We start from the raw sequence: 23368 nt of genomic DNA on the forward strand, positions 1-23368 counted from the left end.
GTATTTTTACTTATAATTCCCAACTTCATTTGGAATCCAAATTTGAGGAGCGTGTTGTGAATTGCTTTCAAAATTGTATTTTTACTTATAATTCCCAACAGATAAAGGAAAAAATTGTATATCGTGTGAGTTGTGAATTGCTTTCAAAATTGTATTTTTACTTATAATTCCCAACATATAAAGTTAAAGTTACAAAAGGTTCATGTTGTGAATTGCTTTCAAAATTGTATTTTTACTTATAATTCCCAACATACCGCGATATAATCGTTTGATATGTTGGTAGTTATGAGTTTTTTTTGAAATTAAAAAAGAGTAGGTTTTATGTGTTGGTAATTAAGTGGTTATGAGTTTTTTTAATCCTGATGACTAAAATAATTCCAATTGTTGAGAAGGTTTATCTGTTTCTATTTGTTTTTTTCCATAGAAAAGCTCCATCATTCCAAATTGCTTGTCGGTGATTTGCATTACGCCAATTTTGCCATGTTCGGGTAATTTATTTTTTATTCGTTTGGTATGTACTTCTGCATTTTCTTTACTAGCACAAAATCGCATATAAATTGAAAATTGGAACATAGAAAAGCCATCGTCCAATAAGTTCTTGCGAAATGTACTGGCAATTTTACGCTCTTTGCGTGTTTCGGTTGGTAAATCAAAAAATACTAATATCCACAAACTCCTATATTGATTTAAACGGGTATAATGTTCGTCATACATAAATAGGGTATAAAATTTTCCTTGCTTTTCCTTCAAAACATTCGTGTAAAGAATGTGTAGTTCTGCTCATCGCAACCATCAAAGGACTATTCTTTCCGTCTATATACACATCTATGGTTGCAATGCTTAATAACTGTTTTTTGATTTCGATTGTTAATTCGTCATAATTATCCTCGGTTTGCATAATGTGACAAACAATCAAATCCACATAAGGACGATAAGGCTCCATAATGTCATCTGCCAAACAATACGCATTGTATTTGTTGCGATGAAAAATGCCTAAAGTGGGTAACATTCCGGAACTAACAATTGCTCTTGCGGTAATCGCCCTAAGAATGGCATAACCATAATTCAATAAATTATTGGGAGGGATTCCTTTTTGTCCTCGGGTAAAATTTTCTATCTGGATGAGGTTTTGCCAATAAAAAACCGCTGCTCTCGATTCGTGATTGAGTGCATCTCCTGATGTTACTTCTTTTGCCCAAATTTCCATTTTACGGCAGGGAATTCCTTTTTCTTTTAATAGTCCAGCTTGGTTACTGATTTTAGAACTAATAGTTTGTTGCCACAAATTCTTTTTCAGCGGAACAGAAGCATTAATTTGATTTTTAAAACGCTCTGTTTGTTCGGTATGTCCGCTTAAAGGCATCAATAAACCAATAGGCAAATGATATTGATCACAATTGATTAAGGCTACATTATTATTGGTCAGTTTTTCTAACAAACCATTTGTAATAGTGATTTGTTGATTTTCTAAAACAATTACTCCAATATCTTCAATAGCGACGGTTTTTGTTTCTTGTTCCTTGTCGGGATAAGAGATTACAATTTGCTCATTTTTGGTACTCAAATAAGCGGGATTGCCAAAAAAAAGAGTTCTTTTTATCATAGCTAATATTCGCCTAGTTGAACAATTTGACCTAAATGATTGATGCGGATTTTTAATAACATTGATAATTCTTTTGGACTTCTTATTCTCTTATAAGCTATATTATTTAATTGATTATCATCTAATAATTGCGTTTCCAAATGATGTCTAAAGGTGTAATCTTTTGAGCCTAACTTCTGAACCCTAAACATATTAGGACTAATCAAATGATAATTTTCGGGATTCAATAAATCCATTTCTTGCGGATTAAAACTATCCGAAGGGAAAACAAAATATTCGTTTTGTTTCATAGTAAATAAGAATTCCCAGCCTTTTTCGTGAGATTTATTAATTATCGATAAACCAAGATTCTTTCGAACTACAGCATCATAAAATGAAACTACCTCTTCTTGTAAATTTCCTTTTGCATCTCTGTAGATTGCTACGTGATGATTGTTACCCGTACTAACAAAATCTACAGGAATTGGATTTTCGTTTTCGTCTAAAATTTCATTGCCAAAATGGTCTTTTTTAGTGTGTAAAGCTTGCGCATTACTCACACCACTTATTGTCACTCTTTTTATAGCGATACCTTTTTCTTTGTTTTGCCAAATTGGATTTTCGTCTAGATTGACGAATGCTTTTTTGGGATCTCCATCAAATTCATTTAAGCGATTTTGAAGTGTTATTTTTAAACCAATATCAATTACTTTGTCAATTTTTAAATCGGGTGTAATATCTTTTCGAATGGTATAATCAGATTCTAACCAAACTATTTTTACTTTTTCAGGAACTATAATATTGTCTTTTAAACTAATATAAATAGGCGTTTTATTTAAAGCATTCTTTCCTGTAAAGGCTTTTTTAGGGTCATTATCATTTTCTGCCAATCGTTTCAAAAGAGCTTCTCGATATTCTTTTTTAGCCACTTTTTGAATAATTTCTTTAGTGAAATTGGCATTTACCTTTTCTTCTTTGGTGGCATATTGTTGCAATTTCCCATAAACCGTTTCTTTGTGCAATTGTCCTCTTGGTGTCAATTGAATTTTCTGATTTGTTCCGCCACTTTTTTTAGTCACATTTTTGTTTTTGGTAACTACTTTATTTTTTGCTTTATAGGAAATCAAAATACGTTCAAGTTGTTTTTTTGTCTCTTCTCTAAAATTGGGCAATGGTTCGATAAATCGAAGCTTATTATTTTTATCTCTTTTTAAGTATTTGTTTTCAATTCCAATGATCGAATTTCCTTTTTTATCGTTATTAGATCGGGCATTCAAGTTATTTAAATATTGAATATAAGCAGGTTTAGTAAAAGCAACAGTTATTGCATCCATAGCGTGATGGCGATGGTCGTTTCGTTTCGTCCAATCTTTAATTTTGTACAAACGTTCTCCATTTTTACCTTCTTCAATATAAGTCAAGCCTAATTTATCGTATTTATCCCAATTGAGTTCTTTCATCACATCGATCAATTCCCAATCTTCGCGTAATTTGTCTGTTACACTTCCAATGGTAGTTGTTACATTTCTTGAAACTTCCAATAGGATTTCTTTCGCTTTTTTTGCAATGTATTGTGTTTCTTTTAACTGACGTTCAATAAAATCTTCAGGAATTTCATTGTCTTTCATTAAGAGTTTTTTGTATTTGGTGTACTTTATTTTTCCAGTTTTGAAAAAATCCTTTACACGATTTTCATATTGTTCAAATTCAAATTTATTTAATCTTTCTTCACAATATGAGAACGCAGTTCGGTTACTCTTCTCAATATTGAATTGTCTTTCACACAATGTTTTATTAGAAAAGCTATCATCAAACAATCTCGATTTTGGAATTATATGTTCAATGTCGTAATCTTTAGTAAATAATAATGAAGGTTCTATTGGTTTTCCAGTATATAAAGAAATACCATCAGTTTCTTTCCAAAGTTTATATCGGATAATATCGTTTTTTGTTACTCTAGCTATTCCAAATTCACTATGAAGTAATTTTCTTATTTGTTCATGTTCAGATGTACTTTTATTAATAGCTTTAGTCAGTTCACTACGTTGCTCATTGTTATTTTTTAATTCACGTGCTAACTCAATGCGAATTTCATCAGGTTTCCCCATGGTGGGATCTGATATAATAGCATTAATAACATTAATCAGTTGATTGAGAATTTTTTCGACAACAGGATTTCTGAGGCTGTTTTTCTTCAATAATTCAAGAGAATCTTTTAGTACTCTATCGTTATTTTGTTCTACTGATAATGATGATGAATGATTATAACCTACCAAAGTACAAGCCTTATTATAAATATGGCCGTCCATCAAATGAGGTAAGACTTTTTTGATAGCTTTTGCACTTAGGTTTCCATAATCAGCTTGTAAGCTGAGGTTTAAAAGAAAAGGTATGTGACTTTCTTTAAAACCAAATTTGGTCATCAAGCTTTTTTTTAGGCTTTCATCTTCTTCTGCAGAATAAAGTAAATGCCATAATTGATAATAGGGTTGTTTGTCAAAATTATTTCCTTGAATAGTTGGATTAAATTCTAAAATATCAGGATTTATACCTGTAGCTTCAAAAATTTTGGAAGTACTCTCTTTAATTTCAGATGCATTCATTTTAGAAAAATTCAAGTCATAACCTTCAATTTCAATAATTTTTTCAAAAGCTTTATAGAGCGCTGTATTCGTTCTGTTTCCTTCTATTTTTTTAAAATTCACAGAATGGCTCCCTTTTTTTAGTTTACAAAAATTCATTAATTGAATATCAGTTAAATTATCATTAAACTGAAGCTCATCTGCAATTTGCTGTTTTAGTTCATCCCCTAATAAAAAAGTTTCTTTTGTTATCTCGTTTTTAATAACAATATTATTTAAATTTTGCCAAATTCTAAACTCCTGAAATAGAGGAGAAGATTTGGGAATAGCTTTATGACCTTTTTCAAATTCACAATTACTTATTAAGTGTTTTTGTGATTTTAATTTTCTTTGATAGAAAATCGTAATATCTTTGATATCTGATTTAAGTTTATCATTCAATTCAGGGTGAAATTTTGATTGCACTTCCCAAATTTTTTCGAATTCATCTAAATAATCTTGACGGTAAAACACTTGGTTTTTAAGTTTGGTATGTGCATTATCTTGTAGCTGTTTGTATAAAAACTGTCCAACCGTTTCTTGATTAAAGTATAATTCTTTACTTCGGTCACTAATAGCGCCTAGATATCCACTAGATTGGTTTATTTGATTGTTGATTTCGGTAATAATAAAGGCTAAAGCGTTAAAGTCTATTTTATTGTTTAAAGCTTCATTTCTCCATTTATAATGTTGTAATTTGGTTTCATCTCTAGTTCCTTTGTTTTCAGCTAGAGGTATATTTAAAGTTTTTGAAAAATATTGTGATGTGACTGTTCTAGATTTGTCTTTAATTTCATTTAATAACTTTTCATTACAAATTTCAGGATAAAATTTATTTTGAAATTTAATTATTCTTTCTAGTTCTTTTTGTAAATCAGAACGATAAAAATTTGGAACAAATTTTTTACCCTTAAGTAAAGAATTATAAATCCATTGGCCAGGAGTGAGATTGTTCTCGAAAATTTCTTTTGCAATTTTCATTCCGTCGATAGCATCACCTTCATCGGCTGTTTTTGCTTTTCTACTACTTTTATAACCTCTTTTTTTATTAAGCATTAATAAGACTCGAATAAGTTCTTCTTTGGTTACTTTTTCTACAGCAGCTTTGGCTCTTAACTGATAAGATGAAAAAGTGGATTTCTTGCCTGTTTCTGCATAAACATAATTTGATGAAATAAAATTTACTTCTCTAAATGTTTGCAATAATGCACTTCGTCTTTGTTTAAAACGTTGTAGGCCTCTTCTAGCGCCACGCTTTAAAGTTCTGTTTGCATTTATTGAAATTGTATTTCCTTTTTTAAAATCCGCTTCTTCATCAGTAGTAAGAGGAACAATTCTAACTCCAGCACTTATTATTTTTGATGTTTCATTATCTGTTTCGGCTTCATTAATAAAAGCCCATCCTATTGATGTAGTACCTAAATCTAGACCTAATATTTTTTTCATTCTATTTATTTTGGTTTTAAACTTAATTAAAATAAAATAGTTTATTTTACGGAAAACCGTATTGGGATATTAAAAATTATTTTGTAATATTGCATTACAATTTTGAAGCAATTCACAATAAGGATTATTCCGTTGTGAAAACATTCAAAGCGGCATCCATAAGTTGTCGCTTTTTTTATTTAAAACAGTTTCATGTTTATTAAATTATTTTCGTTAGAGTTTGATTATTCTTTTGTTTATTTTAAAAATAGAATTTCAAATTACTATAGCAAGAAGGAATTTAAGGAAAAGCTATTTCAATAGCTAATTTAGCTTTAATAATTTAAATTACAATTACGTATAAATACCTATTTTAATTTTGGTAACTATATACAAGTTTACACAAATTTAAAGTTAAAAATAAATTGTATGTCATGAAATTTAATTATCTTTAAATATAATTTGTACATTTGCAGACTTTTAAATCAAAAAAAATGTTAGAAAAAGAATTTCAGTTTTATCTTGACAATCAAAAAGAATTGGTTGAAAAATATAATGGAAAATTTATAGTTATTAAAAATAATTCAATTATTGGTGTCTACAATTCTCATTCAGAGGCTTACAATAATTCTTTGAAAGAAAACGAGCTTGGAACTTTTTTAATACAACATTGTATAGAAGGAGAACAAAGTTATACTCAAACATTTCATTCACAAGTAATAATTCATTCAATTGGTAGGTAGAGCGCTTACATTAAAAGTTAGTGGAATTGCTCGTGTTTTACATACAGAGGCACATATCTTTATTCCAAACACAACAAACGGGGCAAAATTAAAGGCAATCTGGGACACAGGAGCAACTAGTTCTGTTATAACAAAAAATGTATCAAAAGCATTAAATCTAATACCTACAGGATTTGCACAAGTAAATACAGCTAACGGAATTGCAAACCAAAACACATTTACAGTTGATGTAGGGTTACCAAACGGGGTGATAATTCAAGGTATTACCGTAACAGAAGTTGATGGGTTAAGTGGTGGTTGTGAAGCATTAATAGGAATGGATATTATAACTTTAGGGGATTTCTCAATCACAAATCATAATGGAAAAACTTGTATGTCTTTTAGAGTTCCTTCAGGTCACGAAATAGACTATGTTACAAATCCAAATTATGGAGCAACACCGATTAAAAATTTACCAAAAATAAAAAACAAATACACTAATAAAAGACGATAAAGCCACTTTATAAAGTGGCTTTATCTATTATCCTATTACTAAAACTGGTTTCTGTTTTTCAGCATCATTAGCAGTTTGAATAGAAAACAATTTAAGTTTATTTAAATCTTCACCTATTTCTGAAAGATTAAAATTAGGCTTTGCAAATTTCAACATTATGGCTAGTGAAATGTCATTATAATAATAACCTTTATTATTCATTGTTGCATTTCTGAATTCTAAATTAAAAATTGATTTTTTTAATATTGCTAGATCAAAATAGAATTTAACTTGTTTTTTTTCAGAACTTTCTTCATACCATGGAATTTTCGGTTTAATCAACATATTATTTTCTTCTGAAACATTATGAAGATTTTGTATGATACCAAATTTTAAATCATCGTCGTTAATTATTGTACTATTATCAAGAGAATAATTTATTTGTAATTTTTTAACTGCATTTTTCAATTCAGATGTCCATTTATTTATCATATATTTCAGTTTTTTAGAGGTTCTTACTAATCTTTTGTGGAGGATATCTGAGCATAAAACTGTCAATACACCACAAAAGTTGAATCGAGGTAGAATATTAATTAATCTCTTGACTCGTAATTAAGTAAACGCTTGTTAGCTCCTGGTATTCTTGTTCTAAAGTTGTTTAAATATATTTTCAAGTTGGCTTTTTATTTCGGGGTCTATTTGGTCTGTTAATTCTTCTTTTTTCTTGGTTCCTTGAGATTGATTTAATGTGTCTATTTCTAACTCATTTAATCTAAAGTAGTCATAAGTAAACTTTCCTTTCTTACTTTCTCCAACAACAATATACTTAATTACCTTCTTTTGATTGTCTATGTTGAAAATGTAATTTAAATGTTGGTCGTAAATGTCAAAGTTCGGGTGAATGAATCTGTAAAGTGAAGGATCTTGAGGATTTGCCCTAGTTAATGCTAAGTCAACAAGAAAATCTACTTTTTCGTTTTTGACATTCATATTACATCTCTTACAAGCAATATTCAAATTGAATATAGTAAACATTAAATCTTCGAATCTGCTTTTAGGAAGTATATGCTCTATATCAATTACCATATTAAATTCACCTGTAAAGTTTTTTTTACAATAACAACACTCATTTTTGATTGATCTGAAATGGTCTTTAATTTTCCTTTTAAATGGTTTAATCAATTGATTATCCCAAATGGCAATTGTATCTTTTTGACTAATTGCTGCTTGAATATTCGCTATGTCTGTTTGGTTAATGTTCATAGATTAATTTCTTAATTGTTCTGCAATTATTGTTGCAAGTCCTTTAACTGCATTTAATGCTTTAATTTGTTCAGGGTCGTATGCGGTATTATTTATTCTATTTATTTCATTGTTAAAATATTCGAGCGTTATTTTCTTAGCAGCTAATATGTTTAGTAGTCTGATTACTTGTTCAGAAAGAAATCTGTTTTGAGGAGTTGATATATTGAAAAACCTAAAGTAAGTTTCTTCTAAATTCAAAGGCTCTTTCTTCTGTAATTTAAGTGTAAAATTATGTGCCTTATATATTTTCGGATCATCTGTAAATAATTCAGCTCCATTAACAATCAATGGTGAATGGGTTGCAATTATGATTTTTGGTTGATAGTAGAAAAAAATATCAAACAATATTTGAACATATTCTTTTTGCCACTTGGGATGTAAGCTGTTTTCAGGTTCGTCAATTAAAATTACAGTGTTTTCGTTAATGATAGTTGATAGGTAAATTATTGAAGTAATTAACGCAAGTTCCCCTGAACTTGCATTTAACATTGATATTTCTTTACCATTTTTTTTCAGATAAACTTCTATATGGTTTATTAATTTGTTTCGTCTGAGTAAGCTTTCAAATGAAAAGAGTTGAATAAGTATTGATTTTTGAAAGTCTCTGAAGTTATATTCTTCTAGTTGTATCCAAATAATATCGTTTTCTCTGTTTTCTTGTTGTAGTCTTTCAAACAGAAATATAATTTGTTCCTTGTCCCTATGGTTTATATCTAACTCTTGAATTCTATCATTGAATTCTGTTTTTAAACCTTCGACTTTAAAACCAATCATTGGGTCAAATTTAACATAGGTCAATACTCTTGATATGTTTTTTAAATTTTGTGTAATGTCACCTTTTGCTGAAACTTCAAGAGCTTTTTTTAAAATATTTCTTGTTTGTCGTCTTCCTGAACGTCCCCTGAGTGTTTTGAAATTTCTACTTTTACTATCAAACTTGTCGTGAATTGAATTAGCTAATGCAATTACATTATCACTTGTTCTAAGAAAATACTTTGAAAGTAAGTTTAGTAATGTACTTTTTCCACTACCATTTTCTCCAATAAGAACGCTAATATCATTTGGTAGTCTTTGTCTTGATAATATATCGTTAGGTAAATTGTTTATATTTTCCATTTAATTTTCTATTGCCAGTATTGTTTATGCTTACGGCTAGCGTTACCACGCTTCACGTCAGTTGAGAACTTTCTGTTAGAGATAAAATTTCTTGCGAAATGTGAACGTGAATTTACCATAAAATTCACAATTGCGTCAAAGTGTGTTGATGGTAATTATTTTATTCTAGTGACTCATATTTTTCAATTGCGCTCCTAAATTGTGAGTCGCATTCATCAATAAATGATTTCTTATTATTTATCAAATCTGTAAATTTTTCGAATATACTCTTATATACAATTTGGTGAGCTTTATGTCCAATATTTTCTTCAATATATTCGTCAATCTCAAAATCAGTTGATATAGCAGATTCAAGTAAATTTATTAAATCTTCTTTGGAAATTTTATCAATTTCAATCCATTGGTCAGGCTGTTCTTTTTCTTGTTTAAGAAAGTAACCTTTATTGTCTTTAATTTTTAAGTATTTCATAAGTCTCGGTTCTTCGTTTGTTATATTCATCATTTCCTGCCTCTAAACAATTTAGCATTACATCATAATTATCAATGATTTCCCCATTTACGGATTTCAAATGTTTATCAGCTGGATGTCCTGAAAAAGTTTTATAAACTATTTCATTATTCTCAATTTCTCTCTTTGTACACACAATATAATTTGGTTTTATTGAAGCTCCAACTGTGCTATTGTGTGTAACAATTATTACAGGTATTGATTTTGATATATCTCTTAATAATGCATTTACTTCATTTTTTAAAAAAATATTATCAAAAGAAGATTCAGGTTCATCGATTAACAACATTTCATGTTTTAAAGCATCGTTTATCTCATGCAGTAAATTGAATTCTGAACGTTCGCCTCCAGATACTTCAAACCCAAGTTTGTTCAAAGTTTTATACTCAATATCAATAAAAAATTTATAGAGTTCAGTTTCCTCAATATCCATACTTTGTAAAGATTTTAGAAATTTAAAAGGTAAATGATAATTTGCAAAAGCACCAGTTAAAGAGGTTTGCCTTCTGTAAAACTTTTTCAAGTGTGTAGCACTTGTAAAAACTTTTGCGATAGCAACAATTTTGAAACCTCTTATTTCTTTTCTATCGATTTCTCTTTCTATTTTTAAGTCATTTACAATCTTATTAAATTTTTTAACTTTCTCTTTTTCAATCAATATTCTATAAAAGTCTACATCTTCTGGTACAGTTGAAGATGTTCTAAAACGTAATTCGTCTTTTATTTTTGAAATTAGAGTGTTAACCCAATCCTTTTTTAAGTTAATTTCTTCAACTCTTAAATATTCTTTCATTAAATCAATTTCTAATGATTCTAGAGATTGATACGTTACGTGTTTTCCAATTATATTTTTGTATTCCGAGTTTTCTTTTAAAGTTTTAGCAGCAGAAATTAAATTTTTTAATCCGAGCAACTCTTTTTTAGTAAAAAGGTTTTCACTAAATAACTTAGTATTGGAAAAAGCATCAGCTTTTTCGTTGTCTGATGCATATTTTAGTAAAGAATTTAAATAATTTTCAATTTCAATTTCATTCTGCTTTTCATCAATATTTTTTACAGAATTAATAACTTGTTTAAATTCATTCAAAAATTCCTCAGAAACAGTACTGTGTCTTCGAGAAAGTAACTCTTCAAATTTCTGTTCGTCATTTTGTAATAATGAAAATTGTTCAATGAATTTTACGTTTTCATGATTATGAAATATTTTTTTTAAAGTTACTGTTTTACCTGTTGAACGTTCACCTAAAATGACGTTTAATCCAGTTGATAACATCAATCCGTCATCAGTAGCTTGAAAAAAATCGTTTCCTTCTTCTTTAGTAAGAAAGACTTTTTGTTTATCAGTTAGACACGATTTTATGCCTTTTAAGGTAATTTCTTCTAAATCAACAAAAGTTTGTTGTGTTGAAAAATTTTTCATCGAAGAAAAGTATCTTGAATCACTAAAAATTACAGGAACTAAACTTTCAGAATCCTTTATACATGTTTTAAATTTTTTGTAGCTAGAGACTTCTCCTGCACTAATTAAAGTATTTATTTCGCTTATAATCTCACTTGAAATGATTGGATTTTTTTGATAATGAGGAATAAGTAAATATTTATCTAGTGTGGTGAAAATATCATTAAATTGTTCTAATGTTAAGTAGTCGTCTTTAGTATTTATCAGGGAACTTACTCTATCACATTTTTTTGAAAAATCATTAATTTCAGATAAATCTTTATTATCAGTAATTAACAATAAATGTCCACGTTCTAAATCAATCTCAATTCCAGGAAAAACAATTATATCAAGTTCTTTAACAATTTCATTATACTGCTTAAAATTAAATAAGTTGTGATTGGTTATAGCTATTGCGTCAATTTCTAATCTTTCAGTATACTCTTTTAATTTCGACAGGTCAAATTCAAAAGATTTGTCACTGACAGAAGCAATTGTATGTATATGTAAGTCTATTTTTTTCATAGTTTCTTGATTTCTACGATTTTTTGGATAATTATAACCAACTAGTAAATATGATAAAATAGATACAACTTATTTATGGTATTTAGTTTAACATATTAATCAGTATATCATTAATCATTTCTTTTTTGGTACAGGAGGTTTTAGCGAAGGGGTATTGCCAGGAGTATTTTTATTATCACGTTGTCTTTTATCAGGCTGTCCTGTAGAAGTAGCAATTCTTTTTGGTCCGGGTTTAAGTGCCATAGTATTTTAAATTTAATTGATTACGGATTTTTAAAATTTTAAATAGATACTAAATTAAATTGTTCAAATCAACTTGTCAATACGTATAAATACTCATTTTTTAATTTGATTTGAATGAAAAAGATACCCAAGCACCTTCCTCAGTTTTATTATTGTTTATCTTGAGTTCATGGTACGCGAAAGGATTCGCGACCAGCTAGGGGTGTATGATTTTGTAGCATCCCGCAGGGTGCTATGCATTAAAAATACTGTTATGTGTATTTAGTTTTTTGTATAGTCAAAATTATACATTTTTATATATCTAATAAATGAAGTTTTGGGAAGTAAACTTTCTTCAAATTTACCTGCTAACTCTTCGGAATTAGTAATCCATGCATTTACATAGACTACCATAGGAAGGTTTGGAATAGGTGTTGGCATCCACGCTTTTCTGACATGTATAATTTCATTGTCAACATACCATCTAATCTCATGATATTCCCACTCTATCCTATAATCGTGAAAATCTTCAGAGGCATCAAAACCTAAGTCTATTAATACAGGAGTTCCTCTTAATCCAAAATTATATTTTGTATTTACGATACCAGGATTATAATAAACATTTAATAATATTTTAGTTGTATCATGTCCTAAAAATTCAATGTCAATTTCTTGCCACGGATCATTTCTATGCAAGAAAAAAGCAGAAACAATCCCTTCTCCTTTTATAGGCTTCATTGAAATTTCAAAACTACCATGTATAAATTTTTCTATAGAAACTATTGATGAAGATGAATATTTTTTTTCTCCTTGAACACTGTTAGTTATTTCTAATTGAAATCCAGAATCTAGTTCACTAGATAGACTGAAGTTTTCTTTTGAAAATCGAGATTGATTTGAAGGAAAAGTATCTTCTAAAATACCCCAAAAATTAACGTCAAATTCTTCAAAGTAATCTATTCTATTTTCAACGTGTTTAGCAATTGGGATTATTTCATTTTTATTAAAATCATATGGTAAGTATTTTTTAATATTTTCAATAGGTAGTATCCAAGGGGTAACATCATGTTCTAAATATTTGTAATCATTAGGAATACTTATTTGTATTACTTTTTCATTTATTTCGGGATTTATTTTTAGTATATCATCACTATCAAGATCCCAATTTTTGATTTTAAGTAACTTTGAAACCTCCTTTGTAATATTCCTTTTAGGATTAACGCAAAATATATTTTTACCGATATATGAAGAGCAGGCTTGAGGAATTGAATCATTATCCTTTGAAAGAATAATGATTATAACATTCGGATAAAAACTTATTAATGATGGTATCATTTCAATTAATGAATTAAACCCAATATATGCATCAAATAGTAATGTTTCTTTTCTATTAATTAAGTTCTTTATGTGATCTAATTCTCTATCAGATTTCATGAAATGAGTTCGATAACTATTTAAACTTAATAGTATTTCAAGTTTCAAAAGATTTGATTTATTAGAACTTAAATCAAACATAAAAACAGGGTTACGACCTTTCAATTTATCTAAATCAATAAATGTTTTGTTAGATTTAATACCTATTTGCGATAAAATTGGGAGTATAGAATAATTATTATCTGAGGTTATAAAAAGTTTTTGACTAATTATTGAGTCATTACATGTATAAACATCGAGCTCGTTAAATTTATGATTAATCCATAGGTCAACAGGGCCAGTTATTGGAAGTTTTTCTTGAAGTTTTCTTGCTCCTTTATTTGATAAGATATATCCTGATAACCACCATATACCTCTATTAGGTATGGAAAGATTATTTGATATTCGTGTTAAGTCTGGGGCGTGTTCAACTTTTTTATACGAAAGATAAATAATGTCAAATTCAATTTTAGACTCAACAATTTCTTTCCATAATGAGTTTAATTTATTTGAGAATTTATTTTCAAAATAAATATCATCCTCCAAAATAAGTCCGCTATGTATATTTTCATCTATAATTTTATCCCAAATGGAAAGATGGGATAATGCGACAGCGATTTCTTGTTTTGTAAGGTCAATAATTATTTCTTTTTCTCGAATAATATTTAATAATTCTGGATTTGGGTCTACAAAATATTGGTCTTCTAATGTATAAGAAGAGTTGATTTTATTTGTCTTTATTGATTGGTTTTTCGCATCAATAGCTGAGAATCTTTCTGTAAAACTTAGAAGGGTGTTTTTATTCGGAATCTTTATTCTCGTTAATTCTTCTTGAATTAACCTCCATCTTTCTTTTTGCCTGTCAAGATTGATAATAAAAACCTTATTTATTTGATTTTCACCATCACCAAATGTGTTTAATTTTTCTTGATTTATTAAAAATCTTAATAATTTTTTTAACCTATATTTTAGAAATAGAAAGTTACGATTTCCAGTTATTATATTCATATTAATTATTCATTAAACCATTTGTTTTCATTTTCATTGTAGAGTCTCCAATTTCGATTGTCATTCCGATAACTTAATGCCCAGACGCTTGTTGATATTGAATTCCAGTCATCAATATACTCTACATCATTCCCACCATTTATCAAATAATTAACCAAGGACGCACTAAGGTTTCCTGGTCCTGTAGTTGCTTGAATATCAAAAATGTTTTCATTACCAATTAACTTATAAGTTGCTCTTTTGAGAGCAATAGTAATCAAGTGATGATTTGGAGGTGATATGATTGGATTATTATTGAAGTAATAGATATTTGTTTCGTCATATGGGCAATGTAAGAAATCTTTATTATCAACCATTTTTTCTTCTTTTAAGGAATAACAGAGAGGTTGAATTTTAATGTTATTATTCTCAAATAGGAAATCAATTTCAGTATTTAAAAGCAATTCATCTGAATCAACATAAAATCCACCAGATACATATAAGTAACATAGTCTAAAATAATCACATCTCATTGCTGGGTGTTGACATTTTAAATATGAGTCTATATGTTCTTTTTTTAAGTACTTTTTTATAAAACATTTTGCTGATTCGTCATCAAAGAAATCAAACCTAAATCCTTTTTTTATAAGGACTTTCCAGCTTTCAATACATTCTAAAACATCCTTTGGTATCTCTTTTGACGAGTGCCAATATTGCATAATTACCTTAGGAATAGGAACCTTATTAACTGTAGTGTTTTTTTCTTTTTGTAGAAAATCATAAATGAATTTTGAACGAGCATTATCATCTTCAGCTATTGATATGGTATTTTTTTTATTCATTTACATTTATTGGTTATTACACATAATTATATTATTTAAGTAAAATATAACTACTGATATTTTAATTTTTTTTAACTATGTCATTTATACACAATTAGCATATAACGTTCCGCAGTTACACGAGGTTTGGGATTAAGTATGCCTAACTTTCTATTAAAGACCAACTCTAAAAGCACAAAGCTATGTTTAAATTAATCCTAAAACCCAAATCTTGTGTAACTGCTGTTGGCGACCTATTTTCTACTTTCTATTCGGTTGTAGAACAGAAAAAAGAAAATGCACCCGATACTTTTCGGAGTTAGGTGTTCTAAGAATGTCTAAAATTCAAAAACCTTAATTTCTCCTTAATCTTTTTTTGGTGGTGGTGGTGGATTTCTCATTGTTGGAACTTGTCCTTTCGCTTCTCCATTATTTTCTCCTGGATTATTTGTTGGAGTTCCACTTGGTTTTTGTGGCGGTGTTGAATTACGTTCTTTGCTCATAATTATGGTATTTATTAAGATATTGATTAGTTTCAATATCGGCTTTATTCATTAAACGATTAAATTTTTTAATATCAAGTTTGCAATCAAGTTCTTCAATTTTTTCTCAATCAGTTTTTCTTAATTCAAAAAATTGAATTGTTGCGTTTTATTCTGTTATTCTGTTGAAGTAAAATTCAGTATAAAGTTGTTCAAGTTTATGAAAATACTTTGTGTACATCATTCTTAAATTACTTATTTCTTCAATTTCTTTTTCAGAACGAATAAGTTGATTTTCAATTAACGTGAAAAGTTGCATTATTGAAATAAGAATAAAAGCAATCCAAGCATAATCCTCGAAATATTTCCAACCTAATATTCCGCTAACAGAAATTAAAAGAGTCAAAATGGTAAAAGTTTTTTTTAAAGCACGTTGTAACGAAAGATACTTTGTTAAGTATATTTCACCGTACTTTTTGTCAACCAATTCAAACCAAATTTTCTCGTTCATTTCTGTTTTCGTAATATGTTGCCAAACGCTCTAGCGCTTGGCTAGGTTGAGAGCTTCGGAACCGATTATTTTCTGTTAAAGATAAAATTTCTTGCGAAATGTAAACGTGAATTTGCCACAAAATTCGCAATCTTGCTAAACGCTAGGTTTAGTTTTATTAGAAGAAACGCTTTATTTCATAATTTTTAATAAGCCAAATATCATTGTCGTCCTTATACCATAAATTAGTAACACCACCTAATTCTGTAAACTTGCCTAATTGTGGTTGATTTCCAGTTTTATATCGAATTTCTCTAGCACCTATTGTTTCTAGATACTTAATCAATTCATCATTTTGTACTTCGATTAAATCTTTATTTAACTCTTTTTCTGTTAAATGAGATTCTATTATTTGAATTTCTTTTTTTATTTCTTCTAAGTTCATATTTTCTCTAAGTTATTTTTGTTTTTTTTGAGCTTAAATGCATTAAGTAATCTAATCTTAAATGACATTTTTCATTGTATATTTTTTCTTCTGTAACTATCCATTTATAAATTTTTGGATACAAAAACTCTAAAATATTAAATGCTGACAACCAAAATGCTGAACCATAATCTTGAACCATAATGGTTTTTGAATTTTCATTTCCTTTTGACAATAGAAACTCTCCAGCATCTCTGAATTCTAATATGTCATATTTTTTATAAATGTTCATAAGTGATTTTTTAGACTTTTTGCTTTTATGAGCTACATAATTTCTTATAATATAAAATTCATCAATTTTATTTTTAGCCTCATTACTAATTTTTAAATATGGATTGTAATCGTCTACAAGAATTTTTTTTGATATATCTTTTAGGTTAGAAGCATTTTTTAAATCGAAGTAATTTAGTCCATTTAAATATACGAAACATTCGTCTGTAGAAATTTTTTTTGGTAAAACTAAGTCTAAAGTTTCAGATAATTTAGTTGTATCATTTTTCAATGTTTCACATAACATTCTTTCAATATACCATTCCCAATCACAAATTGATTTTATAGTAAAAGCTTCAATAATTTCTGATATTTCGTATTTTGAGTATAATTTATCTTCTAACAAAATTACTTTAGAAAATAAGAACTCTGCTTGAGAATGAATCCTTGCTATGTACATTATTGTATATTGATATCCTTTTTCATAAAATTCATTTAAGGATATCAAATCTTTAATATTTTCTTCAGTGATTTGCATTGTTATTTGGGAAAATTATACATAATTAGAAAATATCATCAAATGTATTTATCTTTTTAATGATATTTGTGTTAATAAAAAAATGCTTGTACATTCTTTTTTGTTTTGTTATTTCTTTTTTGGTGCAGATGATTTTAATGAAGATGTATTTCTAGGTCTATTTTTATTCTCTCGTTGTCTTCGGTCTGGTTTTCCTGTTGAATCAGCAATTCTTTATGGTCCGGGTTTGAGTGCCATACTATTTAATTTTAACCGGTTACAGATTTTTGTAATTTAAGTGTTTTAAAAAAGACTAAAATAAGTTATTTAAATCAACATATCAATACGTATAAATACTCATTTTTGAATTTGATTTAAATAAAAAAGATGCCTAAGCATCTCAACCATTAATTTCAAAATAGATATATACCAATTGTAAAATCAGAAGAATAAAACCAATAAACATAATTAAAGCATAAGTTCTTGAACTATCCATTTTTTTCATTAGTATGACTACTTATTTCTATTCTTCCAACTATCATTATGATATTTATTTTTATTAAAATCTTTGGCTTTTATTCCTAGGTAAATAGCGAAAATGAATATAAGTATTCCTAAAATTATTTCATACCATTTCATATATTTGATTGAGATTTTATTTTTTAGAGTAAGTTAAATCAATAATATATTTAATTCTAGAATTGAATACTATGGGTTGTCTAAATCAATTTTGAAATCAAATAGTTGCTTTGGTTGCAATTTTAATCCTTTTGATAATTCAAGAAGAGTGCTTAAGGTAATATTGATTTCTCCCTTTTCAATCTTGCTAATGTTACTATGATCAATATCACATCTTTGAGCTAATTGTCTGTAACTTAGATTTTGTTCAATTCTGTGCTTTTCTATAATCTTTCCAAAAAGAATTAGAAATTCATTTTTATCAATCATTACTCATTTTTAATGGCAATTTCATTAGATTTTATAAAAATATTGTAGGTTTTTAAAACCACATTTAATTTTTTGCTTATATTTGTAATTATTATTAATAAATTTGCGATTCTTCAAATAAAATATTGAAGCATTCGCTTAGAATCTCGTTTCAGAAAACTGGTAATTTTTAACACACGAGATGATAAGTAAGATGCTCACGTCTATGGGCGTGGGCTCACTTATTCGTGTGTAGGGTATACCAGTACCTCTGAAACGTTTAAGCTGAGTTCCATGCCTTTTTTTATGCTCAAAAGTCAACACTCAACATTCATTCTTAGCACTGCTTTTAATTAAGTTTCGCAAATAACTCATTTAACATTTTAGTTAGTTTGGAAGGGCACTGCTTAGATTTGATTGTACATAATTGCGGCAGTGTATCTTCTTTTTATTAATCTTTTAAAAGTAATGCCTATGGTGTACTAAATCGTTATCTCTCTCGACTTCGCTCGAGATGACAAGTTGCTTCGGATTTTATCTTTGCAATGACAAAAAAAGGCCCTCTAACTCTTCTTGGCGGTTGAATAGAGGACCAGGATTAACAAAACTAACGTTTCATTTAACCAAAACAAATGTATGAATAAAAATGCATTCTTTAGGTATTGGGCATCACAACTATTGCCCAAACTTATTCTCTCACTAGCTGTCTTTTCAACAGCTATACTACAAGCACAAGATACGGTTATCAAAGGAACTGTCTCCGATAACGTGGGTGCGCTTTCAGGAGTTACTGTTATTATCAAAGGAACAACAACCGGAACGTTAACCGATATTGATGGTAACTTTCAAATTTCGGCTCAACCCAGTGATATCTTAGTGTTTTCTTATTTAGGATATCAAACACAAGAAGTACCCATTAATAATAGAACTATAATTAAAATTAATCTACAAGAAGACACAACAACACTTAAAGAAGTGATTGTAAATGCTGGTTATTATACAGTTAAAGACAAAGAGCGTACTGGTAGTATTACAACCGTGAAAGCAGCTACTATTGAACAACAACCCGTAACTAATGTATTGGCTACACTACAAGGTAGAATGGCTGGGGTAAATATCACACAGGCTACAGGAGTACCTGGAGGTGGATTTGGTATACAAATACGCGGTGTGAATAGTATTCGAACCGAAGGGAATCAGCCTTTGTATTTGGTTGATGGTATGCCCTTTTCAACTGAGAGTTTGGGAAATGCTGCTATATCAGGTTCTATTATGGGAGGAGTTTTAAATCCTTTGAATGCTATTAATCCTTCCGATATTGAGAGCGTTGAAGTATTAAAAGATGCTGATGCTACTGCTATTTATGGTTCTAGAGGAGCTAATGGAGTAGTGCTGATTACGACTAAGAAAGGAAAAAAAGGCAAGACACAATTTACTGTTGACACTTATACTGGAGCAGGTACTATTACTAGGAGACTGGATTTACTGAATACCTCGCAATATTTAACCATGCGTGAAGAAGCATTTGAAAATGATGGTATAAGTAGTTATCCGTTTTGGGCTTATGATATTAATGGTACTTGGGATCGTAACCGATATACGGATTGGCAAAAAGAATTGATAGGAGGAACTGCTTTAACGAGAAATATTTCGTTAGGTGTTTCAGGAGGAACAGGCAATACTCAATTTATGGTTAGAGGGACATACTTTAATGAAACAACGGTGTTTCCGGGAGATTTTAGTTATGGTAAAAGTGCCGTTCATTTCAATATTGCCCATCAGTCGGATAACCAAAAGTTTCAAATGAATATGTCGGGTAATTATGTTGCGGATAAAAACAACTTATTTAGTACCGATTTGACTCGATTGGCAACAACTTTAGCACCCAACGCACCTGCTTTATATGATGCCAATGGGAATTTGAATTGGGAAAACGGCACTTGGGATAATCCCTTGAGTTTGTTGAATGGAAGATACTTCACAACTACTAAAGGTTTAACCGTTGGAAGTACCCTTTCTTATGCTGTACTTCCTGATTTAGAATTAAAATCTTCTTTTGGTTATAGTGATACCCGAGTAGCAGAATCTAGTACAAGTCCGTCGACTATTTATAATCCCGCATATGGATTAACTAGTGTTATTTCGTCTACTATGGTTAATCAATCCCAACAAAATTCTTGGAGTCTAGAACCTCAACTGCATTGGCAAAAAACTATTGGTAAAGGAAAAGTCAGTATGCTGCTTGGGAGCACATTTCAAGAGCGTATTGCAGCTCAGTTAGCGGTGTATGGTGCAGGATTTTCGAGTAATGCTCTGTTAGACAATTTGTCGGCGGCTTCATTTACTCAAATCATGAATGATTCCGAAATCAATTACCGTTATATGGCATTGTTTGGTCGTTTGAATTATAGCTTACAAGACAAATATTTTTTGAATTTAACAGGGCGTAGAGATGGTTCAAGCCGATTTGGACCTGGTAATCGTTTTGCTACTTTTGGAGCAGTTGGAGTGGCATGGTTATTTAGTAAAATATCATTTTTTGAAAACAAATTACCGTTTATAAGTTTTGGAAAATTGCGAACTAGTTATGGTACTACAGGAAGTGACCAGATAGGGGATTATCAGTTTTTAAACACTTATACACCTAGTGGTATTGGTTATAATGGTGTAATAGGTTTGATACCTGACCGTTTGTTTAATCCTAATTTTAGTTGGGAAGTAAATAAAAAATTTGAAGTAGCATTAGAAACTGGATTTTTAAATGACGCTATTTTTATAACTGCAGCTTATTTTAAAAATCGTTCTTCGAATCAGTTAGTTGGGATTCCTTTACCCGGTACAACAGGTTTTAATTCTATGCAAGCTAATTTAGATGCCACTGTCGAAAATAGAGGTTTAGAGTTGACTTTTCGAAGTGTAAATTTTTCAAAGAAAAATTTCAATTGGACTACTTCTGTCAATTTAACACTACCTAAGAATGAGTTGATAGCTTTTCCAGATTTGGAAGGCTCGGTCTATGCGAATCAATACGTTATAGGTCAGCCTTTAGGAATTTATAAGGTCTATGAATTTACTGGAGTTAACCCAACTACTGGAATTTATGAATTTACAGATTTTAATGGTGATGGATTATTGACCGATTTAGAAGATCGTCAAAAGATTGTAGATACTTCACCCGATTATTTTGGAGGATTTCAAAATAATTTGCGTTATAAAAACTGGGAATTGGATTTTCTATTTCAGTTTGTAAAACAGATTGGAGTTAATAGCAATGCAATTTCTGCTTTACCAGGGTCTTCAAGTAATATGCCTAACTCTGTATTGAATCATTGGCAACAAGTAGGCGATACAGGACCCACACAACTATACACTGCTGGTTTTAATGGTGCGGCTGTAAATGCTTTTTATTCTTATTATACACGAAGTGATGCGGCTTATAGTGATGCTTCTTATGTACGTTTGAAAAATCTATCCTTTTCGTATACATTGCCAAATTCTATTTTGAAAAATTTTAAATGTAAACTTTACTTTCAAGGACAGAATTTATTGACTTTCACACGATTTAACGGAGCAGACCCTGAAAATCAATCTAGAGGTCAGTTACCTACATTATGTGTATTGACTTTAGGGATGCAATTGACTTTTTAATTTAAAAAAACGATTATGAAAATATATATTCAAAATAAATTAGCCTTTTGGTTTTGTATCCTTTTACTAGGATTTGCTTCGCAAAGTTGTGAAGAATTTGTAGCTGTGGATTTGCCATCGAATCAATTGACTGGGCCTATAGTTTTTGAAGATGAAGCTACTGCTGATGCAGCTTTGATTCACATTTACACCAAGTTACGAAGTGAGCAGTTAGTTACGGGAACGTCTAATGGATTAAGTTGTTTACTAGGGAATTATGCAGATGAATTGGATTATTATGGAATAGGAGGTTTGCCCGCATTTGAATTTTATCAGAATAATTTACTTCCATCTAATTCAACAGTAACGCTCACATGGAATGCTACTTATAATTTGATTTATGCAACTAATTCTATTATTGAAGGAGTTTCTAATTCAACAGGAATTAGTTTGAATTCTAAAGAGCGTTTATTAGGAGAGGCCTATTTTATTAGGGCTTATTTGCATTTTTATTTAGTTAATTTATATGGTGAGATACCTCATGTTTTAACAACTGATTATCAGTCAAATAGTGATATTAGAAAACTAGCTATAATGGATGTTTATGCTGCATTGACTACCGATTTGCAACAGGCTGTGACTTTGTTACCAGAATCCTATTTTGTACCTGAGCGAATTAGACCTAACAGAAGTGTAGCTTACGCTTTGTTATCGCGAATAAAACTTTACAGTGAGAATTGGTCACAAGCAGTTTTGTATGCAGATGAGGTTTTAAATAATACTTCGCTTTATACAATTGAAACCGATTTGAATTCTGTTTTCTTAAAGAATAGTGCTGGGACTTTGTGGCAGTTATTGCCCCAATTTTCAGGTTCCAACACTTTAGAAGCCCAAACATTTATATTTAGTAGTGGTCCGCCACCTTCTTTTGCGTTGACTTCATCATTACTTGCATCGTTTGAAACAGGTGATTTGCGTCGTGCGAATTGGATTGGAACGGTTACCGATGGGGCAGATAGTTGGTATTATGCTAATAAATACAAAGAACAAGGCAATACAGGTTCTTCAGTTGAATACTCAATTTTATTTCGAATAGAGGAGCTTTATTTAATTCGTGCCGAAGCTAAAGCGCAATTGGGTGATTTAGTAGGAGCGCAGGATGATTTGAATGTGATACGAAATAGAGCAGGACTACCTAACACAACAGCTGTTACTCAAGCAACTTTATTGAATGCAATTTTGGAAGAGCGAAATAGAGAATTTTTTACCGAATTAGGACATCGTTGGTTTGATTTGAAGCGTACTGGATTTGCATCTAGTGTTTTGAGTGTTAAACCGGGTTGGGATGCAAAAGATTTACTTTGGCCTTTACCCGCTTCAGAACTACTATTGAATTCCAATTTATTACCACAAAATCCAGGTTATTAATGCAGTTACTACCTTAGATAATTAA

At 29.6% G+C, this 23368-nt stretch carries 20 protein-coding genes; 4 read left to right on the plus strand and 16 right to left on the minus strand.

All coding sequences use genetic code 11. From position 1 onward, the window contains the following. Window positions 1-366: 366 nt before the first annotated feature. The 3 genes from cas2 to cas9 are packed head-to-tail and all read right to left on the minus strand — an operon-like array spanning window position 367 to window position 5649. The gene (cas2, locus tag V7P59_RS10400) at window positions 367-714 is read right to left on the minus strand and encodes a CRISPR-associated endonuclease Cas2 (protein ID WP_333810097.1); all 348 of its coding nucleotides are present in this window, start codon (window positions 712-714) and stop codon (window positions 367-369) included. Further along, a complete protein-coding gene (gene cas1, locus V7P59_RS10405) occupies window positions 707-1603 on the minus strand; it encodes a type II CRISPR-associated endonuclease Cas1 (protein ID WP_231843873.1) in 897 nt (298 codons plus the stop codon). The genes cas2 and cas1 overlap by 8 nt, the downstream gene beginning before the upstream one ends. A 2-nt stretch (window positions 1604-1605) precedes the next feature. Then, a complete protein-coding gene (cas9, locus tag V7P59_RS10410; RefSeq protein WP_333810098.1) occupies window positions 1606-5649 on the minus strand; it encodes a type II CRISPR RNA-guided endonuclease Cas9 in 4044 nt (1347 codons plus the stop codon). A 473-nt stretch (window positions 5650-6122) separates the two neighbouring features. Here cas9 and V7P59_RS10415 point away from each other — a divergent pair, with 473 nt between their 5' ends. Next, window positions 6123-6371, plus strand: coding sequence for a hypothetical protein (locus V7P59_RS10415; protein ID WP_333810099.1), 249 nt, complete (start codon window positions 6123-6125; stop codon window positions 6369-6371). Beyond that, window positions 6361-6864, plus strand: coding sequence for a retroviral-like aspartic protease family protein (locus V7P59_RS10420; protein WP_333810100.1), 504 nt, complete (start codon window positions 6361-6363; stop codon window positions 6862-6864). The genes V7P59_RS10415 and V7P59_RS10420 overlap by 11 nt, the downstream gene beginning before the upstream one ends. A gap of 27 nt (window positions 6865-6891) precedes the next feature. Here the strand turns inward: V7P59_RS10420 and V7P59_RS10425 are convergent, their stop codons facing one another. The 13 genes from V7P59_RS10425 to V7P59_RS10485 form a co-directional block, all read right to left on the minus strand. Continuing rightward, on the minus strand, window positions 6892-7335 hold the full coding sequence (locus tag V7P59_RS10425; RefSeq protein ID WP_333810101.1) for a hypothetical protein: 444 nt from the start codon (window positions 7333-7335) through the stop codon (window positions 6892-6894). Between the two features lie 156 nt (window positions 7336-7491). Beyond that, window positions 7492-8106, minus strand: a complete 615-nt coding sequence (locus tag V7P59_RS10430; RefSeq protein WP_333810102.1) for an HNH endonuclease — start codon at window positions 8104-8106, stop codon at window positions 7492-7494. A gap of 3 nt (window positions 8107-8109) precedes the next feature. After that, on the minus strand, window positions 8110-9264 hold the full coding sequence (locus V7P59_RS10435) for an AAA family ATPase (protein WP_333810103.1): 1155 nt from the start codon (window positions 9262-9264) through the stop codon (window positions 8110-8112). A gap of 160 nt (window positions 9265-9424) precedes the next feature. Continuing rightward, on the minus strand, window positions 9425-9733 hold the full coding sequence (locus tag V7P59_RS10440; protein ID WP_333810104.1) for a hypothetical protein: 309 nt from the start codon (window positions 9731-9733) through the stop codon (window positions 9425-9427). After that, the gene (locus V7P59_RS10445) at window positions 9714-11735 is read right to left on the minus strand and encodes a PHP domain-containing protein (protein ID WP_333810105.1); all 2022 of its coding nucleotides are present in this window, start codon (window positions 11733-11735) and stop codon (window positions 9714-9716) included. The genes V7P59_RS10440 and V7P59_RS10445 overlap by 20 nt, the downstream gene beginning before the upstream one ends. Window positions 11736-11849: 114 nt before the next feature. Then, window positions 11850-11978, minus strand: a complete 129-nt coding sequence (locus V7P59_RS10450; RefSeq protein ID WP_255674417.1) for a hypothetical protein — start codon at window positions 11976-11978, stop codon at window positions 11850-11852. Window positions 11979-12239: 261 nt separating this feature from the next. Further along, on the minus strand, window positions 12240-14378 hold the full coding sequence (locus V7P59_RS10455) for a family 16 glycosylhydrolase (protein WP_333810106.1): 2139 nt from the start codon (window positions 14376-14378) through the stop codon (window positions 12240-12242). Between the two features lie 5 nt (window positions 14379-14383). Beyond that, entirely contained in the window at window positions 14384-15199 is an 816-nt protein-coding gene (locus tag V7P59_RS10460) for a glycosyltransferase family 32 protein (RefSeq protein WP_333810107.1), read from the minus strand. A 344-nt stretch (window positions 15200-15543) separates the two neighbouring features. Beyond that, the gene (locus tag V7P59_RS10465; RefSeq protein WP_333810108.1) at window positions 15544-15681 is read right to left on the minus strand and encodes a hypothetical protein; all 138 of its coding nucleotides are present in this window, start codon (window positions 15679-15681) and stop codon (window positions 15544-15546) included. 148 nt (window positions 15682-15829) lie between these two features. Beyond that, a complete protein-coding gene (locus V7P59_RS10470) occupies window positions 15830-16171 on the minus strand; it encodes a hypothetical protein (RefSeq protein ID WP_333810109.1) in 342 nt (113 codons plus the stop codon). Between the two features lie 157 nt (window positions 16172-16328). Beyond that, complete coding sequence (locus V7P59_RS10475) at window positions 16329-16595, minus strand: hypothetical protein (RefSeq protein WP_333810110.1); 267 nt, start codon at window positions 16593-16595, stop codon at window positions 16329-16331. Window positions 16596-16602: 7 nt separating this feature from the next. Further along, window positions 16603-17382 (minus strand): hypothetical protein, encoded by a 780-nt coding sequence (locus V7P59_RS10480; protein WP_333810111.1) that lies wholly within the window; start codon window positions 17380-17382, stop codon window positions 16603-16605. Window positions 17383-18069: 687 nt separating this feature from the next. Further along, window positions 18070-18309 carry a helix-turn-helix domain-containing protein gene (locus V7P59_RS10485; RefSeq protein ID WP_333810112.1) on the minus strand — a complete coding sequence of 80 codons (240 nt, stop codon included), beginning with the start codon at window positions 18307-18309 and terminating at the stop codon, window positions 18070-18072. Window positions 18310-18924: 615 nt separating this feature from the next. Between V7P59_RS10485 and V7P59_RS10490 the strand changes: the two genes are divergently transcribed. After that, window positions 18925-21936: a SusC/RagA family TonB-linked outer membrane protein gene (locus V7P59_RS10490; protein ID WP_333810113.1), complete on the plus strand. Its 3012-nt coding sequence runs from the start codon at window positions 18925-18927 to the stop codon at window positions 21934-21936. 15 nt (window positions 21937-21951) lie between these two features. Continuing rightward, complete coding sequence (locus tag V7P59_RS10495) at window positions 21952-23343, plus strand: RagB/SusD family nutrient uptake outer membrane protein (protein WP_333810114.1); 1392 nt, start codon at window positions 21952-21954, stop codon at window positions 23341-23343. Window positions 23344-23368: the final 25 nt, after the last annotated feature.

The organism is Flavobacterium sp. (genome assembly GCF_036782315.1).
Taxonomy (GTDB): domain Bacteria; phylum Bacteroidota; class Bacteroidia; order Flavobacteriales; family Flavobacteriaceae; genus Flavobacterium.

Excerpts from the sequence above, each read along its gene's own strand:
- V7P59_RS10465 (WP_333810108.1), bottom strand. The coding sequence starts at position 15,681 with ATGAGCAAAGAACGTAATTCAACACCGCCACAAAAACCAAGTGGAACT.
- V7P59_RS10435 (WP_333810103.1), bottom strand. The coding sequence starts at position 9,264 with ATGGAAAATATAAACAATTTACCTAACGATATATTATCAAGACAAAGA.
- V7P59_RS10460 (WP_333810107.1), bottom strand. The coding sequence starts at position 15,199 with ATGAATAAAAAAAATACCATATCAATAGCTGAAGATGATAATGCTCGT.
- cas2 (WP_333810097.1), bottom strand. The coding sequence starts at position 714 with ATGTATGACGAACATTATACCCGTTTAAATCAATATAGGAGTTTGTGG.
- V7P59_RS10470 (WP_333810109.1), bottom strand. The coding sequence starts at position 16,171 with ATGAACGAGAAAATTTGGTTTGAATTGGTTGACAAAAAGTACGGTGAA.
- cas1 (WP_231843873.1), bottom strand. The coding sequence starts at position 1,603 with ATGATAAAAAGAACTCTTTTTTTTGGCAATCCCGCTTATTTGAGTACC.
- V7P59_RS10455 (WP_333810106.1), bottom strand. The coding sequence starts at position 14,378 with ATGAATATAATAACTGGAAATCGTAACTTTCTATTTCTAAAATATAGG.
- cas9 (WP_333810098.1), bottom strand. The coding sequence starts at position 5,649 with ATGAAAAAAATATTAGGTCTAGATTTAGGTACTACATCAATAGGATGG.
- V7P59_RS10440 (WP_333810104.1), bottom strand. The coding sequence starts at position 9,733 with ATGAAATACTTAAAAATTAAAGACAATAAAGGTTACTTTCTTAAACAA.
- V7P59_RS10485 (WP_333810112.1), bottom strand. The coding sequence starts at position 18,309 with ATGATTGATAAAAATGAATTTCTAATTCTTTTTGGAAAGATTATAGAA.
- V7P59_RS10445 (WP_333810105.1), bottom strand. The coding sequence starts at position 11,735 with ATGAAAAAAATAGACTTACATATACATACAATTGCTTCTGTCAGTGAC.
- V7P59_RS10495 (WP_333810114.1), top strand. The coding sequence starts at position 21,952 with ATGAAAATATATATTCAAAATAAATTAGCCTTTTGGTTTTGTATCCTT.
- V7P59_RS10490 (WP_333810113.1), top strand. The coding sequence starts at position 18,925 with ATGAATAAAAATGCATTCTTTAGGTATTGGGCATCACAACTATTGCCC.
- V7P59_RS10450 (WP_255674417.1), bottom strand. The coding sequence starts at position 11,978 with ATGGCACTTAAACCCGGACCAAAAAGAATTGCTACTTCTACAGGACAG.
- V7P59_RS10415 (WP_333810099.1), top strand. The coding sequence starts at position 6,123 with ATGTTAGAAAAAGAATTTCAGTTTTATCTTGACAATCAAAAAGAATTG.
- V7P59_RS10425 (WP_333810101.1), bottom strand. The coding sequence starts at position 7,335 with ATGATAAATAAATGGACATCTGAATTGAAAAATGCAGTTAAAAAATTA.
- V7P59_RS10430 (WP_333810102.1), bottom strand. The coding sequence starts at position 8,106 with ATGAACATTAACCAAACAGACATAGCGAATATTCAAGCAGCAATTAGT.
- V7P59_RS10480 (WP_333810111.1), bottom strand. The coding sequence starts at position 17,382 with ATGCAAATCACTGAAGAAAATATTAAAGATTTGATATCCTTAAATGAA.
- V7P59_RS10475 (WP_333810110.1), bottom strand. The coding sequence starts at position 16,595 with ATGAACTTAGAAGAAATAAAAAAAGAAATTCAAATAATAGAATCTCAT.